The organism is Nocardioides sp. Soil_C_8, assembly GCF_057656315.1.
The window spans coordinates 448,869-463,760 of the sequence record NZ_JBDGKQ010000003.1 but is presented as its reverse complement, the minus strand read 5'-3'; the positions used below and the strand labels follow the sequence as shown (position 1 = coordinate 463,760).

Here is a 14,892-nt window from a genome sequence, read left to right as displayed (position 1 = left end):
CCCAGACCACCCCGACCACAGCCAGGCAGGAGCCCGCCGTCCATGGCCAAGCTGACGTTCACCGGACGCAGCAAGGACGGCAAGCGCCTGCTGCTGGTGGACGAGTCGGGCCAGGAGCACACCCTGGCGGTCGACGCCCGGCTCCGTCGCGCCGTGACGGGCGCGCCCGACAGCAACGGCCAGTTGGAGATCCCGATGGAATCAAGCCTCCGCCCCCGCGACATCCAGATGCGCATCCGAGCCGGTGAGTCACCCGAGGCGGTGGCACACGCGGCCGGGACGTCGGTGGAGAAGATCATGCCGTTCGCCGCACCCGTGATGGCCGAGCGCGCCCACGTCGCCGAGCGCGCCCAGCTCGCGTCCGTACGACGCCGTGCGTCCGAGACCGGTGCGCGCACCCTGGGCGAGGCCGTCCGTGCCCACCTCCGCTCGCACAACGTCGACCCGGCCACTGTCGAGTGGGACGCGTGGCGGCGCGAGGACGGCCGCTGGACGCTGACCGCCCTCTACGACGTGGCCGGGCGCGTCGGCACCGCGACCTTCTCCCACGACCCGCGCGGCAGCTTCGTGACGGTCGACGACGACGACGCCCGCTGGCTGGTCGGCGACGCCACCCCTGCCGCCGCGTCCGCCGCCACGTCCGACGCCACTGCCACGCCGGCCCCCGACGACCTGGCCGCCGCGCGTCAGCGCCGGTTGAGCGCGGTCGGCGAGGAGCTGCCGCTGGGCGACGACGCCATCGAGATGGTCACGGGCGAGGAGTCCTCCGCCACCGCGGAGGCAACCCCGGAGGAGACCACCATGGAGCTCTCGGACACCGGTCTGGGCACCGAGCAGCCGGTGGAGGCCTACCTCGACGACGACCGCGGCGAGCACCGGGCGGACCAGCCGGCGGAGCCCGAGCCCGAGCCGGCCGCGGAGGCCCCTGCGGAGCCGAAGCCGAAGCCCGCGAAGAAGCGCGGCCGTGCGTCGGTGCCGAGCTGGGACGAGATCATGTTCGGTGGGGGCAAGGGCGACTGACGCTTGCGCCTCGTCCAGCTCAACGTCCACCCGCTCAAGTCCGGCGCCATCCGTCCGATCACCTCCGCCACCGTGCTGCCGCGCGGCCTGGCCGACGACCGGACCTGGATGGTCGTCGACGGCGACCACAGCCTCGTGTCCGCCCGCGAGGTCCACCGGCTCTTCACCGTCGTCGCCGACACGCCGGCCACCGACCCGTCGGTCGCGGCCGCCCTGCGGCTCCGGGCGCCGGGCCACCCCGACCTGCTGGTCGACGTGCCGCAGGCGGCGCCGGTCGACGTCCGCCTGTTCTCCCTGCACCTCCGGGCCCGGCCGGCCGGCCCCGAGGCCGACGCGTGGCTCCGCTCGGTGCTGGGGCGCGACGACCTGCGTCTCGTCTGGTGCCACGCCCCGGAGCAGCGCACGCTGCAGCCGGGGTTCTCCCAGCCGGGCGACCACGCCGCCTTCCCCGACTCGTTCCCGGTGACCATCGCGTCGCTCGCGTCGATGAGGCAGCTCAACGACTGGATGGTCGAGCGCGCGCTCGAGCTCGGCGAGGAGCCGGCGGCCCCGCTGCCGGTCGAGCGGTTCCGCGCCAACCTCGTCGTGGACGGCGACGAACCGTTCGCCGAGGACCGCTGGACGCGGGTCGTCGTGGGCGACGTCCCCTTCCGGATCGGCAAGCCCGTCGGCCGGTGCGTGATGGCGACCCTCGACCCGGGCACGCTGAGGACCGCCCGGGAGCCGACCCGCACCCTGGCCCGGCACCGGCGGATCGACGGCAAGGTCTACTTCGCCGTGCACCTCGTGCCCGAGACCAACGGCCGGATCGGCGTCGGCGACGCCGTCCGGGCGGAGTGATCAACCGGTCGCGACGGGCCGCGCCGGGTCGGTGATCCAGCCGCTCCAGCTGCCCGGGTACAGCGCTGCCCGGATGCCGGCGACCTCCATCGCCAGCAGGTCGTGGGTGGCGGTGACCCCGGAGCCGCAGTAGGCGGCCACGGACGTCGACGTGTCGGCGCCGACCCGGGCGTACACCTCGCGGAGCTGCCCCGGCGGCAGGAAGCGTCCGCGGTCGTCGAGGTTGGCCGTCGTCGGCACGTTGACGGCGCCCGGGATGTGGCCGGCGACGGGGTCGACCGGCTCGGTGTCGCCCCGGAACCGCTCGGGCGCCCGGGCGTCGACGAGCACCTGGACATGCTGGACGTCACCGGGCCCGACGGCGGTGGCCCCTGGGGAGTCGGTGCCGTCGGAGACGGTGAAGTCGCCCGGCGCGACCTCGACGGGTCCTGCCTCGGCCGGGTGCCCGTCCTCCCGCCACGCGGTCCAACCGCCGTCGAGGACCCGGACGTGGGGGTGGCCGTGGTGCCGCAACAGCCACCACGCGCGGGCGGCTGCCCGCCCCTGCCAGTCGTCGTACACCACGACCGGACGGTCGCCGCGCACGCCGGCCCGCCTCATCGCGGCCTCGAAGCGCGACGGATCGGGCAGCGGGTGCCTGCCCCCGGCGCCCGGCGGGTCGGCGAGGTCCTCGTCGAGGTCGACGTACGCCGCTCCGGGCACGTGGCCGGCCTCGTGCTCCTCCCGGCCGGGCGGGCCGCTCATGAGGTAGCGGACGTCCAGCACCGTGACCCGACCGAGGTCCGCGGCGAGCTCGTCGGGGGTGATCAGCGGCCTGTCGGTCATGGAGCCAGCCTCCCACGCGTGGGACGCTGCCCCCGTGGAGTTCGACTGGGGGAAGGGCGACGTGATCGTCGTCGACGGCACCGAGGTCGGCCGCGCCAGCCGCTCGTGGTTCCGGGAGCGAGCCGAGGTGCAGATCGGGCCCGAGCTGTGGGACTACCGGTCCAACGGCTGGAGCGGTAGCGAGCTGACCGCATCGCTCGACGGGGCGACCCGCTTCGTGGCACGACGGTCGGGGTTCCTCACCTCCACGTGGTCCATCGACGCCGGCCGGCTCGTGCAGCTGCGCCACGCCGGCCTCTTCTCGACGCGCCTGGTCCTGTCCCGCGACGGCGCACCCATCGGCGAGGTACGGAGATCGGGCCTGTTCACCAACAGGCCGCGGCTCACCGTGGACGGTCCGCTGGACCCGCGACTCGGGTGCTTCCTGCTGTGGGTGGCGCACGTGGAGCTCACCCGCCAGTCCAGCGACGGCGGTGGCGGCGCGGCTGCGTCTGCCACGTAGCCCGGCTGTGACAAGATCGCCGCGACATGGCTGAACTGCACTTCTTCACGGGCACGATGGACTCCGGCAAGTCGACGCTGGCGCTCCAGACCAACCACAACCACGCCGCCCGCGGACGCGTCGGCCGGATCTTCACCACGCACGACCGGGCCGGGCAGGCGGTCCTGTCCAGCCGGCTGGGGCTGACCCACGACGCGCTGGAGGTCGACGCCGGCTTCGACTTCTGGGCCTACGTCGTGAGCTCCCTCACCCGCGGCGGCCGCATCGACTACCTCATCTGCGACGAGGCCCAGTTCTACACCGCGGACCAGATCGACCAGCTCGCCAAGGTCGTCGACGAGCTGCAGATCGACGTCTTCGCGTTCGGGATCCTCACCGACTTCCGCTCGCACCTGTTCCCCGGCAGCGCGCGGCTCGTCGAGCTCGCCGACCGGATGAACGTGCTGCAGGTCGAGGCGCTGTGCTGGTGCGGCAAGCGCGCCACCCACAACGCCCGCACCGAGAACGGCGCGATGGTGGTCGAGGGCGAGGTCATCGTGGTCGGCGACGTCGACCAGGTCGACGAGCCGCCGGCCGACGTCGCCTACGAGGTGCTGTGCCGCCAGCACCACCGCCGCCGCCTCACGGCCGCGCGGGCCAAGGCCGTCAGCCTCGCGCCCGAGCCGCTCCCCTTCGGCTGACCCCTACGATCGCGTCATGGACGAGGACGCTGCGCTCGACGCCGGTCGTACGGCCGGGCTCGCCACACTGGTCATCGGGTCCGCGCTGCTCCTGGCGCCGCGGCGGGTGGGACCACTCGGCGGGATCACCGACCCCCGGACGGCCCGCCTGGTGGGGCTGGTCGACCTGGCCCTCTCCTCCGGCCTGCTGGCCGGGTCGCCGCGCTGGCCGTGGCTCGCGGCCCGGACGGTCGCCAACGTCGCCACGGCCGCCGTCGTCGTCCGCGGCGGGTGGGCGGGGCGCGCCACCGCGGCCTCCCTGCTCGCGCTGACGGCGGTCGACGGCACCGCTGCCAAGGTGCTGCACGCAGCCGGCCGCTGACTCAGCCGACCTGACTCAGCCGACCAGGATGGGGATCAGCATCTCGGCCGGCGTGAGCGAGCCATGGAGCCCGACCAGGGTGTCCTCGTAGGCGAAGTCGCGGGTCGACACGACCGCCGTGTCGTCGTGGCAGGCCACCATCACGTCGCCTAGGCGCAGCAGCACCCCCGGCGACACCGGTCCGAACCACTCCCGCCCGACCGCCTCCTCCCGCGTCAGCACCGTGGCCCGGTCCCCCAGCACCTCGCGCCAGGTCGCTACGACGTCGGGCACGGCGCCGGCGGCGCAGTAGAGGTGCCGGAAACGGGCCTCCCCGCCGAGGAGCGCGACGCCGTCGCGCATCCCGTCCACCTCGTCGACGTCGACCCGGGCCTCGCGGGAGCCGTCGACCATGCCGTGGTCGGCGACCACCAGCAGCCGAGTCGAGGCCGGCAGGGCCTCGCGCAGCTGCTCGGCCTCCGCGTCGACCATCGCCAGCTGCTGGAGCCACTGGGTCGAGGCGACGCCGAACTTGTGGCCGGTCCAGTCGAGGTCGGAGTCGTAGACGTAGGTCAGCGACGGCCGTTCGGCCGAGGCGGCGACAGTCGCGGCGATGCGCTCGCCCACGCGGTCGGCGCCGACGTACGTCGCCCCGCGCTGCGACGCGACGGTCAGGCCGGAGCCGTCGAAGTCCCGCTTGTTGACCGAGGTGACGTGCACGCCCGCGTGGGCCAGCCGCCCGAGGGCGGTTGGGTGCGGCTGCCACTCGAGGGGGTCGACGCCCTTGTCCCACCAGAGGTGGTTGAGGAGCCGGTCGGTGCCCGGGATCCGGGCGGTGAACCCGACGAGCCCGTGCGCGCCCGGGACCAGGCCGGTGCCGAGCGAGGTGAGCGAGGTGGCCGTGGTCGACGGCACGCCCGCTGTGCCGATGGCGGCCCCCTCGAGGAGCGAGGAGAGGTACGGCGCGGCGTGGGCGTAGCGGGTGAGCAGCTCCGCGCCCATCCCGTCGACGAGGAAGACGACGTACGACGGCGCAGGCGGGAGCTCGAGACCCGCGGGGTGCCCGTCGAGTTCGACGCCGAGGGCGCGCGCGACAGACGGCACGACGTCGGCGAGGGAGCGGTCACCGTAGGCCGGCGGCGTGAAGCCCTCGGTCATCCGCGGGTGCGGGCGGACAGCGCCTCCGCGAAGGCCAGCAGGCCGGCGACGGCGTCTGCTCCCTCGGCGGCGGCCGACACCCGCAGCGTGTAGTCGTCCCCGGCCAGGGTGCCGGTGTAGCCGTGGTCGGCGTCGCAGTTGGGGTCGGAGCACGCGGCCGGCTCGAGGTCGAGCCGCCCCACGCCGCCCCAGCCGATGGTGAGCACCGCCTCGGCGGGTGGGGCGACGCCCTTCGTCGGGTTGGCCACCATCCGGGTCACGACCACGGTCCGGATGGAGGTCAGCGTCACGGCCTCGGTGGTCGTCGACGTGTAGGGCTCGGGCAGCAGGTCGTCGCCGGGGTGCTCGTCGGTGTGCGCGATCACGAGCCGGGTGGGCGTCAGGAGCAACGCGGTCAGGTGCCGTCGTACCTCCTCGTGGTCGAACGTCGTCTCGTGGTGGACGAAGTAGGACACGACCTCCTCACCGCCGGCTGCCGAGAAGACGCCGTCGGCGACGACCTCGGGGTAGTAGCCGGTGCGGTGGATCGCCTTGCGGAGGTCGTGGGAGACGTCCGCGTCACGGGTGGAGCGGGGCATGGCGACAAGTCTGTCACGGCTCGGTCGATCGGGCCTCAGTCAGGCAGGGTGTCCCCGGGCATCGTGCTGAGCCGCCGGACGAACCAGTCCGACCGCGGGTCCTTGACCGGCTCGACCCGCACGTTGGCTCCGAGCACGGTCGCGCCCTCCGCGCCCGCCAGCACGAGCGGCAGCTGGAGCGTCCGCACCTGCGGCAGGTCGTGCTGCAGTTGCGCCACCTGGCGCACCAGCCGCTCGATCTCGGCGACGTCGACGATCTCGCTGCCGCGGTAGCCGAAGAGCAGCGGCGATGCCTTGATCTCGCGCACCATGTCCTGGGCGTCGTGGTCGGCGAGCGGCGGGATCCGGAAGGAGCGGTCGCCCAGCAGCTCGGTGAGCGGGCCGCTGATCCCGAACGACAGGACCGGGCCGAAGAGCGGGTCCTCCATCGTCGCGATCGTGAGGGGCACGCCCGGCGGCGCGTTGCGCTGCACGACGAAGCCGGCGTTGTCGGGGTCGGTGATCAGCTGGGTGAGCGACTTCCAGGCCTGGGCCATCTCGTCGGCCGAGTCGATGTTGCGCCACACGTGGGCGAGGTCGGGCCGGTCGCGCAGGTGGTCGGCGGTCGCCTTCAGCACGACGTCCCAGCCCAGTGCCTCGCCGGCGGTGGTCGCCTCGTCGAGGGTGGCGACGGCGTAGGTGTCCCACAGGTCGATGCCGTAGGAGGTGAGGAGGCGGTACTGCTCGTCGAAGTCGAGGTCGCGTCCCTCCGGGTGGCGCATCAGCACCTCGTTGACGAGGTGGCGGGCCGCGTCGAGGTTGTTGACGCCCGGCTCGACGCCGGTCGCCTGCGGGACCCGGAGCCACACGGCGTACTCGACGACGTGGGCCAGCGCGCGCACCGCGGCCTCGACGGCGGGGTACGACGGCACCGACCCGCGACCGGCGCTGGACCCGGCGACGTCGGGCACGCGCAGCAGCTCGGGGACGCCCTCGGTGCCGAGGAACGTCGAGACGATCGGCTTGTCGGACTGCTCGCCGACCGCGGCGAGCACGTTGGCGACGTCCTCGCGGGCGCCGGCGACGTTGAGCGGCGGGATGAAGATCGCCACCACGGCGTCGACCTCGGGGTCGTCGATCGCGGCGTCGAGGGCGTCCTCGAAGTCCTCCGCGGTGGCGTCGGCCCCGAGGGCCTCCTGGCGGTTGACGACCAGGCCGACCGAGTTGGCCGCGTCGGCCGCGAGCAGCCCCAGCGCGTCGGAGTTGCCGACGATCGCGACGCGGCGCCCGCGCGGAAGCGGCTGGTGGGCGAGCAGCTGGGCGACGTCGAACATCTCCTCCAGCGACTCGACCTGGATGATGCCGGCCTGCCGGAACATCGCGTCCACGGCCTCCCCCGGCGCCCCGATCTTGCGCACCGCGTGACCCATCGGAACACCCTGGGAGCTGCGGCCCGAGCGCACCGCCACGATCGGCTTGCGACGGCTCACCCGCCGCGCGATGCGGGAGAACTTGCGCGGGTTGCCGATGGACTCGAGGTAGAGCAGCACGACCTCGGTGGCGTCGTCCTCCTCCCAGTACTGCAGGAGGTCGTTGCCCGACACGTCGGCGCGGTTGCCGGCGCTCACGAACGTGGTGAGGCCCAGGCCCCGGTTCTGCACCTTCTCGAGGATCGCGGAGCCGAGCGCGCCCGACTGGCAGAAGAACCCGGCGCGGCCCCGGGGCGGCATGACCGAGGAGAGCGAGGCGTTGAGCTGGACGTCGGGGTCGGTGTTGATGATGCCGAGGGCGTTCGGGCCGATCAGCCGCAGGCCGTAGGAGCGGGACAGCCCGACCAGGCGGCGCTGCCGCATCCGGCCCTCCTCGCCGGTCTCGGCGAAGCCGGACGAGATCACCACCAGACCGTGGACGCCCTTGGCGGCGCAGTCGAGGACGACGTCCTGCACCGACTCGGCCGGGACGGCGACGATCGCGACGTCCACGTCGCCGGGGATGTCACCGACCGACTTCCAGGCCGGCATGCCCGACACGGAGTCGGCGCTCGGGTTGACCACGTGGATGCGGCCGGTGAAGTTGCCCAGCACGAGGTGGCGCACCAGCGCCTGGCCGATGGTGTCCTGCCGCCGGCTGGCGCCGATGATGGCGACCGACCTCGGGGAGAAGAAGCGCTCGATGGAGGCGTACTCGGCGCGGTGCTCGCGCTGCTCCATCACGCCGAGCGCCGTGTCGGTCGGGTCGATCCTGAACACCAGCTCCATCACGCCGTCCTCGAACGTGCTCTTCACCTGGTAGCCGGCGTCCTTGAAGGTGTGGATCATCGCCTGGTTGTCGGGCAGCACCTCGGCGACGAACTCCTCGATCCCCCGCTCGCGGCCCGCCTGCGCGAGGTGCTCGAGCAGGAGCTGGCCGATCCCGCGCCCCTGGTGGGCGTCCTCGACGAGGAACGCCACCTCGGCGTAGCCCGGGCGGATCGTGTCGTAGCGCCCGACCGCGATCATGTGGCCGGCGACGAGCAGGATCATCGCCACCCGGTCGCGGTGGTCGACCTGGGTGAACCGGTCGAGGTCGCGCTCGGAGAGCTCGGGCATCGGCGAGAAGAACCGGTAGTACTTCGACTGCTCCGAGACGCGGCTGTAGAACTCGACCAGCAGCGCACGGTCCTCGGGCTGGATCGGCCGGATGTGCGCCGTGCGCCCGTCGCGCAGCAGGACGTCCGCCTCCCAGTGCCGGGGCGGACGGGTCGCACGCACCTGGTCTGCAGCAGCGTCCGCTTCGGTCACGACTGCAATCTATCGGCCCCCTCCACTCGCTGGTCGAGGCCCATCGCGACGCCTGACGGTCCTCGCTGGTCGAGTGTCCGAGCGAGGCGGCTCTCACTCGTTGGTCGAGTAGCCGAGCGAGGCGGCTCTCACTCGCTGGTCGAGTAGCCGAGCGAGGAACGAGCGAGGCGTATCGAGACCCCCTCTCCACAGATGCGACCGGACGGCTGTCGTCGAGGGCCACCACAGCCGACGCTGTTCTGATGACCGCCTACGTCTACATGCTGCGCTGCTCGGACGGCTCCTTCTACGTCGGCAGCACCCGTGACCTCGCCACCCGGCTGCACCAGCACCAGATCGGACTCGGGGCCGCGTTCACCAAGACGCGTCGTCCGGTCGAGCTCGTCTGGCACGAAAGTACGAGAACGTGGGCCTCGCACACTCGCGGGAGAAGCCGGTCCAGAGCTGGGGACGGGCGAAAAGGCTCGCGTTGATCGACCAGGACTACGAGTCGTTGCCGGCGCTCGCGAGGAAGGACTTCGGTCGCCGAAAGCCACCGGCCGAGTAGGGCCTGGTCTCGATACGCCCACTCGCTGGCGCTCGCGGGCTACTCGACCAGCGAGGGGTTGTCGGCGTGCCCCCGTCCTCACACGCGCGGGCAGCGGGGAGAATGACGCCCATGGCACGACGTACGAAGCAGGAGCCCCTCCCGGACGACTTCGAGGAGCACATCCTCGACACCGACATCCGCGACGAGATGCAGACGTCGTTCCTCGAGTACGCCTACTCCGTCATCTACTCGCGGGCACTGCCCGACGCCCGCGACGGGCTCAAGCCGGTGCAGCGACGGATCCTCTACACGATGGACGACATGTCCCTGCGCCCTGACCGCGGGCACGTCAAGAGCGCCCGCGTCGTCGGCGAGGTCATGGGCCGGCTCCACCCGCACGGCGACGGCGCGATCTACGACGCGCTGGTCCGCATGGCGCAGCCCTGGTCGATGCGGCTGCGCACGGTCGACGGCCACGGCAACTTCGGCTCGCCCGACGACTCCCCCGCCGCGATGCGCTACACCGAGTGCCGGATGGCGCCGGCCGCGGTGGCGATGACCGCCTCGATCGACGAGGACACGGTCGACTTCAAGCCCAACTACGACTCCCGCGAGATGGAGCCGGTCGTCCTGCCGGCGGCCATCCCCCACCTGCTGGTCAACGGGTCGGCCGGCATCGCGGTCGGCATGGCCACCAACATCGCCCCCCACAACCTCGTCGAGGTCGTCCAGGCGCTCAAGCACCTCATCACCCACCCCAAGGCGTCGCTCGACGACCTGATGCGCTTCGTCCCCGGCCCCGACCTGCCCACTGGCGGCAAGATCGTCGGCCTCGACGGCATCCGCGACGCCTACGAGAGCGGCCGCGGCACCTTCAAGATGCGCGCGACCGCCCGCGTCGAGTCGGTGACCGCCCGGCGCAAGGGCATCGTCGTCACCGAGCTGCCCTACGGCGTCGGCACCGAGCGGGTCATGGAGCAGATCAAGAAGCTCGTGCTCGGCAAGAAGCTGCAGGGCATCGCCGACATCAAGGACCTCAGCGACCGCGACAACGGGCTGCGCCTGGTCATCGAGATCAAGAACGGCTTCGTCCCCGAGGCGATCCTCGAGCAGCTCTACCGCCAGACCGCGCTCGAGGACTCCTTCGGCATCAACGCCGTCGCCCTCGTCGACGGGCAGCCGCGCACGCTGGGCCTCAAGGAGATGCTCGAGGTCTTCCTCGCCCACCGCTTCGACGTCGTACGCCGTCGCTCCGCCTTCCGCCGCGCCAAGGCCGCGGACCGGCTGCACCTCGTCGACGGCCTGCTGATCGCGATCCTCGACATCGACGAGGTGATCCAGGTGATCCGCGGCTCCGACAACGCCGCGGCGGCCAAGGAGCGACTGATCTCGGTCTTCGACCTCACCGAGGTGCAGGCCGACTACATCCTCGACATGCCCCTGCGGCGCCTCACCAAGTTCAGCAAGCTCGAGCTCGAGAAGGAGAAGAGCGAGCTCGAGCGCACGATCGAGTACCTCGACGCGATCCTGGCCGACGAGAAGCTGCTGCGGAAGGTGGTCTCCGACGAGCTCACCGACGTCGCCAAGGAGCACGGCACTCCGCGCCGTACGGTGCTGCTCGGCGCCGCGCCCGCGGTGACGGCCGCGACGTCGGTCGAGGTCACCGACGACCCGTGCTTCGTCCTGCTGTCCTCCACCGGGCTCCTGGCACGCACGCGCGACGCCGAGGCCCCGGGGCGCGGGGGCGACCGCGCCAGCCACGACGTGACGGTCTCGGCGGTGCTGACGTCGCGGCGCGGCGAGATCGGGCTGCTCACCAACCGCGGCCGGCTGGTCAGGATCTCGGTCATCGACATCGGTCCCGAGCTGCCGTCCACGGCCAACGACCCGGTCGTCGCCGGCGGCGTGCCGCTCACCGAGCTCGTCGCGCTCGAGGCGGGAGAGAAGGCCCTCGCCCTCACCTCGCTGACCACCGACGGTCCCGGCCTCGCGCTGGGCACGCGAGACGGGGTGGTCAAGAGGGTCAACCCGGAGGTGCTCAACCGCGACGAGTGGGAGGTCATCGGCCTCAAGGACGGAGACGAGGTCGTCGGTGCGGTCGAGCTCACCACCGGCGAGGAGGAGCTCTGCTTCATCTCCTCCGACGCGCAGCTGCTCCACTTCCCTGCCTCGGGGGTGCGTCCGCAGGGCCGTTCCGGCGGCGGCATGGCCGGCATCAAGCTCGGCTCGGGCCAGCGGGTCGCCTTCTTCGGCGCCTTCGACCCGGCTGATGCTGTCGTCGTGACTGCGTCCGGGTCGTCCGCTGCGCTCGAGGGCACGGAGGCGGGTGCGGTGAAGGTGACGCCGTTCAGCGAGTACCCCGGCAAGGGCCGCGCCACCGGCGGCGTCCGCAGCCACCGCTTCCTCAAGGGCGAGGACGTGCTGGTCAACGCCTGGGCCGGCCCCGGCCCGGCCCGCGCGGCCGCGTCGAGCGGCGCGCCCGTCGACCTGCCGGAGGCCAACGGCCGGCGCGACGGCTCGGGCGTCCCCGCGCCGCAGCCGATCGCGGCAGTCGCCTCGCCGGTCGCGGCCCAGGTCGCGTCCCGCGCGGCGTCGGGCGCGGGCTCCGGTGACGCAGCCGCCCCTGTGGAAGGCTGAGGCCATGCTCGCTCGCGCACGCACGTCCGGACGGCTCCGCGCCACGGTCGCCGCCCTCGTCCTCGCCCTCCCCGTGCTGTCCGCCTGCTCCGGCGACGACGGCGGCAGCGGAGGCGGCGGCGACGCCGGCCCCACGCCCGAGGAGGTCCTGTCCGAGGCGGCCACGACCCTCACCGAGACGAGCGGCGTCGACCTCACCCTGTCCACCCCGTCGCTGCCCGACGGCGTGTCCGGCATCACCAAGGCGACCGGGACGGTCACGCAGGCGCCGGCCTTCGACGGCACCATCACCGTGGTGTTCGCCGGCCAGACCGTCGACGTACCCGTCGTCGCGGTGGGCGACACCGTCTACGCGCAGCTCCCCTTCACCCCGGGCTGGAACAAGGTCAACCCGAAGGAGTACGGCGCTCCCGACCCGTCGAACCTCATCGGCGAGGACGGGTTCGCCGGCCTGCTCGAGCAGACCGAGTCCCCGGAGGCGGGTGACAGCGTGCGCGGCGGTGCCGACAACACCGAGATCCTCACCACCTACTCCGGCACGGTGCCGGGCAGCGCCATGAAGTCGATCATCCCGTCCTCCAGCGGCGACTCCTTCGACGTCGAGTGGCAGGTCACCGACGAGGGCGAGCTGCGCGAGGCCACGCTGACGGGGGTGTTCTACCCCCGCGCCGAGCCGATGACCTACACCGTCGACTTCGCCGACTACGGCACCGAGAAGGACATCACCGCGCCGTGAGCACCACCGCGGGCGAGACGGTGGTCCCGCGCGCCTCGCGGGCGCTCCTCGCCATGGCGGCGGTCGCCGTGGCGTTCGCGGCGGCCGACACCTACGTCGTCGTCCTCGCGCTGCCCGACATGATGACCGGTGTCGGGGTGCCCATCGACCAGCTCCAGCGCGCGGCGCCGATCGTCAGCGGCTTCCTGCTGGGCTACGTCGCGATGCTCCCGCTGATCGGCCGGATCGCCGACCTGCGCGGGCGAGTGCCGGTGCTGGTGATGGCGCTCGTGCTGTTCGCCCTGGGGTCGCTGATCACCACGGTCGCCTACGACATGCCGAGCATCGTCGCCGGCCGCTTCCTCCAGGGTGTCGGCGGCGGCGGCCTCGTCCCGGCGACCCTCGCACTGGTGGCCGACCTCTACCCGGTCGAGCGTCGCGGCGTCCCGCTGGGCGTCGTCTCGGCCGTGCAGGAGATCGGCTCGGTCCTGGGCCCGCTGTTCGGCGCGGCGGTCCTCGCGGTCGCCGACTGGCGGGCGATCTTCGCGATCAACCTCGCCGTCGGCCTCGTGCTCGCCGCCGCGATCCGGGCGCTCGCGCCGCAGCAGCGACCCGCGGGCACCCGACGCGTGCCCGACCTCGTCGGCCTCGTCCTGCTGCTGCTCACCCTCGCGTGCGCAGCCGTGGTGTTCCTGCGACCCGCCCCGCTGATGCGCGACCTCAGCTGGGGCCGGCTGTTCGTCCCGTTCGCAGGGGACGGCCGCTGGCTCACCCCGATCGGCATGGCGACGGTCGCCGCGCTCGTCCTGCTGGCCGCCTGGTGCTGGTTCGCGCCGCGCGCCTTGCTGGACCTGCGCGGCTGGACACGTGTGCTCGTCGACGCCGACCTGGTGGGCGCCCTGCTGCTCGCCGCGGCCCTGGGCGGGGTGATCCTCGCCTTCGCGACCGCCGACCCGAAGATCGAGGTGTTCTCGCCGCAGGGCCGGTGGTACCTCCTCGGCGCCCTCGTGGCCGCCGCAGCCTTCGCCTGGCACGTACGCAGGGCCGCGAACCCGCTCGTGCCGCGAGGCGCGCTGCGTCGTACGCCGGCGTGGGGCGCGCTGCTGGTCAGCTTCTTCGTGGGCGCCGCGCTGATCGCCGCCCTCATCGACATCCCGCTCTTCGCGCGCACGACCGTCTACCCCGACGACCAGCTGCCGGCGGCCCTCGTGCTGGTCCGCTTCCTGCTCGCCCTGCCGGTGGGCGCGGTGGCGGGCGGCTACCTCATCCGGTTCCTGTCCCCCGGCCCCGTCACCGCCATCGGCATGCTGCTCGCCGCGACCGGCTTCGTGCTGATGACCCGCTGGGGGCTCACGACGATCGAGGAGCCTGTCGCCAACGTCGCGCTCATCACCGGCGGCCTGGGGTTCGGACTGGCGCTCGCGCCGGTCAACGCGGCCCTGCTCGCCTCGACCGACGACGACGTCCACGGTGTCGCGAGCGCCTTCGTCGTGGTCGCGCGGATGGTCGGGATGCTGGTCGGGATCTCCGCGCTCACCACGATCGGGCTGCGGCGCTACTACTCCGAGCAGCTCGCCATCCCGCCGGTGCAGGAGGTCTGCGACGGCAAGAGCCGGTGCAAGGACTTCTCCGACCTGCTCCGGGTCGCCGGCATCGCCCAGGAGCACGCGGTGTTCTGGGGTGCCGCCGGGTGCGCGGTGGTGGCGGCGGTCCTGGCCCTCGTGCTCTTCCGCCAGGTGCCGCCGACGCGGCTGGCAGCGCGAGACGTCTTCACCGGCGGTGCCTGAGGGGCGCTAGCCTGCCGGTCGTGAGCGACTTCGACGACCTCCTGCAGGCCAACCGCGACTTCGCGGCCACCTTCGACCTCGGCGGCTTCGACGGCAAGGCCCATGCCGGCATCGCCCTGGTCACGTGCATGGACTCGCGCATCGACCCGCTGAGGATGCTGGGGCTCCAGCACGGCGACGCCAAGATCTTCCGCAACCCGGGCGCGCGCGTGACCCCGCAGGCCCTCGAGGCCCTCGTCCTCGGCGTGCACCTGCTCAACGTCCAGCGCATCCTCGTGGTCCCCCACACCCGGTGCGCCATGGCCTCGGCCTCCGAGCAGGAGCTCCGGGTCAAGGTCGGCGAGTCCGCCGGCGTCGACGCCAGCTGGGCGTCGTTCGGCGTCGTCACCGACCAGCTCGACCAGCTGCGCCAGGACGTCGCCAAGGTGCGCACGCACCCGCTCATCGGCGACCGCGCCAGGGTCGGCGGCTTCCTGTACGACGTCGACTCGGGCCTGCTGACCCAGCACGTCTGAGCGCGTC

Annotated in this window: 14 protein-coding genes; 10 read left to right on the top strand and 4 right to left on the bottom strand. The window is 72.8% G+C overall.

What is annotated here, in order from left to right; translation table 11 throughout:
• The first annotated feature begins 42 nt into the window (after positions 1-42).
• Both sepH and AC3A3L_RS15700 read left to right on the top strand, forming a co-directional pair.
• Positions 43-1,020 carry a septation protein SepH gene (gene sepH / locus AC3A3L_RS15705; protein WP_487640973.1) on the top strand — a complete coding sequence of 326 codons (978 nt, stop codon included), beginning with the start codon at positions 43-45 and terminating at the stop codon, positions 1,018-1,020.
• Positions 1,021-1,023: 3 nt separating this feature from the next.
• Positions 1,024-1,860: an MOSC domain-containing protein gene (locus tag AC3A3L_RS15700; RefSeq protein ID WP_487640972.1), complete on the top strand. Its 837-nt coding sequence runs from the start codon at positions 1,024-1,026 to the stop codon at positions 1,858-1,860.
• On the opposite strand, the gene AC3A3L_RS15695 is transcribed toward AC3A3L_RS15700, so the two are convergent.
• On the bottom strand, positions 1,861-2,685 hold the full coding sequence (locus AC3A3L_RS15695; RefSeq protein WP_487640971.1) for a sulfurtransferase: 825 nt from the start codon (positions 2,683-2,685) through the stop codon (positions 1,861-1,863).
• Between AC3A3L_RS15695 and AC3A3L_RS15690 the strand changes: the two genes are divergently transcribed.
• From AC3A3L_RS15690 to AC3A3L_RS15680, 3 genes are read left to right on the top strand one after another with little or no spacing between them, the layout of a single operon-like run.
• Complete coding sequence (locus tag AC3A3L_RS15690) at positions 2,684-3,187, top strand: hypothetical protein (protein WP_487640970.1); 504 nt, start codon at positions 2,684-2,686, stop codon at positions 3,185-3,187. The genes AC3A3L_RS15695 and AC3A3L_RS15690 overlap by 2 nt on opposite strands.
• A 26-nt stretch (positions 3,188-3,213) precedes the next feature.
• Positions 3,214-3,867: a thymidine kinase gene (locus AC3A3L_RS15685; RefSeq protein WP_487640969.1), complete on the top strand. Its 654-nt coding sequence runs from the start codon at positions 3,214-3,216 to the stop codon at positions 3,865-3,867.
• A 16-nt stretch (positions 3,868-3,883) separates the two neighbouring features.
• Positions 3,884-4,228, top strand: coding sequence for a hypothetical protein (locus tag AC3A3L_RS15680; RefSeq protein WP_487640968.1), 345 nt, complete (start codon positions 3,884-3,886; stop codon positions 4,226-4,228).
• Between the two features lie 15 nt (positions 4,229-4,243).
• Here AC3A3L_RS15680 and AC3A3L_RS15675 read toward each other — a convergent pair whose 3' ends face one another.
• From AC3A3L_RS15675 to AC3A3L_RS15665, 3 genes are read right to left on the bottom strand one after another with little or no spacing between them, the layout of a single operon-like run.
• Complete coding sequence (locus AC3A3L_RS15675) at positions 4,244-5,365, bottom strand: alkaline phosphatase family protein (RefSeq protein ID WP_487640967.1); 1,122 nt, start codon at positions 5,363-5,365, stop codon at positions 4,244-4,246.
• Positions 5,362-5,943: a DUF5998 family protein gene (locus AC3A3L_RS15670; protein WP_268110972.1), complete on the bottom strand. Its 582-nt coding sequence runs from the start codon at positions 5,941-5,943 to the stop codon at positions 5,362-5,364. Before AC3A3L_RS15670 ends, AC3A3L_RS15675 begins: the two co-directional genes overlap by 4 nt.
• A 35-nt stretch (positions 5,944-5,978) precedes the next feature.
• Positions 5,979-8,702, bottom strand: coding sequence for a bifunctional acetate--CoA ligase family protein/GNAT family N-acetyltransferase (locus tag AC3A3L_RS15665; RefSeq protein ID WP_487640966.1), 2,724 nt, complete (start codon positions 8,700-8,702; stop codon positions 5,979-5,981).
• Positions 8,703-8,944: 242 nt separating this feature from the next.
• On the opposite strand from AC3A3L_RS15665, the gene AC3A3L_RS15660 reads away from it, so the two are divergent.
• The 5 genes from AC3A3L_RS15660 (at position 8,945) to AC3A3L_RS15640 (ending at position 14,885) form a co-directional block, all read left to right on the top strand.
• The gene (locus AC3A3L_RS15660; protein WP_487640965.1) at positions 8,945-9,175 is read left to right on the top strand and encodes a GIY-YIG nuclease family protein; all 231 of its coding nucleotides are present in this window, start codon (positions 8,945-8,947) and stop codon (positions 9,173-9,175) included.
• Between the two features lie 185 nt (positions 9,176-9,360).
• Positions 9,361-11,868 (top strand): DNA gyrase/topoisomerase IV subunit A, encoded by a 2,508-nt coding sequence (locus AC3A3L_RS15655; protein ID WP_487640964.1) that lies wholly within the window; start codon positions 9,361-9,363, stop codon positions 11,866-11,868.
• A gap of 4 nt (positions 11,869-11,872) precedes the next feature.
• Positions 11,873-12,604 (top strand): LppX_LprAFG lipoprotein, encoded by a 732-nt coding sequence (locus AC3A3L_RS15650; protein WP_487640963.1) that lies wholly within the window; start codon positions 11,873-11,875, stop codon positions 12,602-12,604.
• Positions 12,601-14,370: an MFS transporter gene (locus AC3A3L_RS15645; RefSeq protein WP_487640962.1), complete on the top strand. Its 1,770-nt coding sequence runs from the start codon at positions 12,601-12,603 to the stop codon at positions 14,368-14,370. Before AC3A3L_RS15650 ends, AC3A3L_RS15645 begins: the two co-directional genes overlap by 4 nt.
• 20 nt (positions 14,371-14,390) lie before the next feature.
• Entirely contained in the window at positions 14,391-14,885 is a 495-nt protein-coding gene (locus AC3A3L_RS15640; protein WP_487640961.1) for a beta-class carbonic anhydrase, read from the top strand.
• Positions 14,886-14,892: the final 7 nt, after the last annotated feature.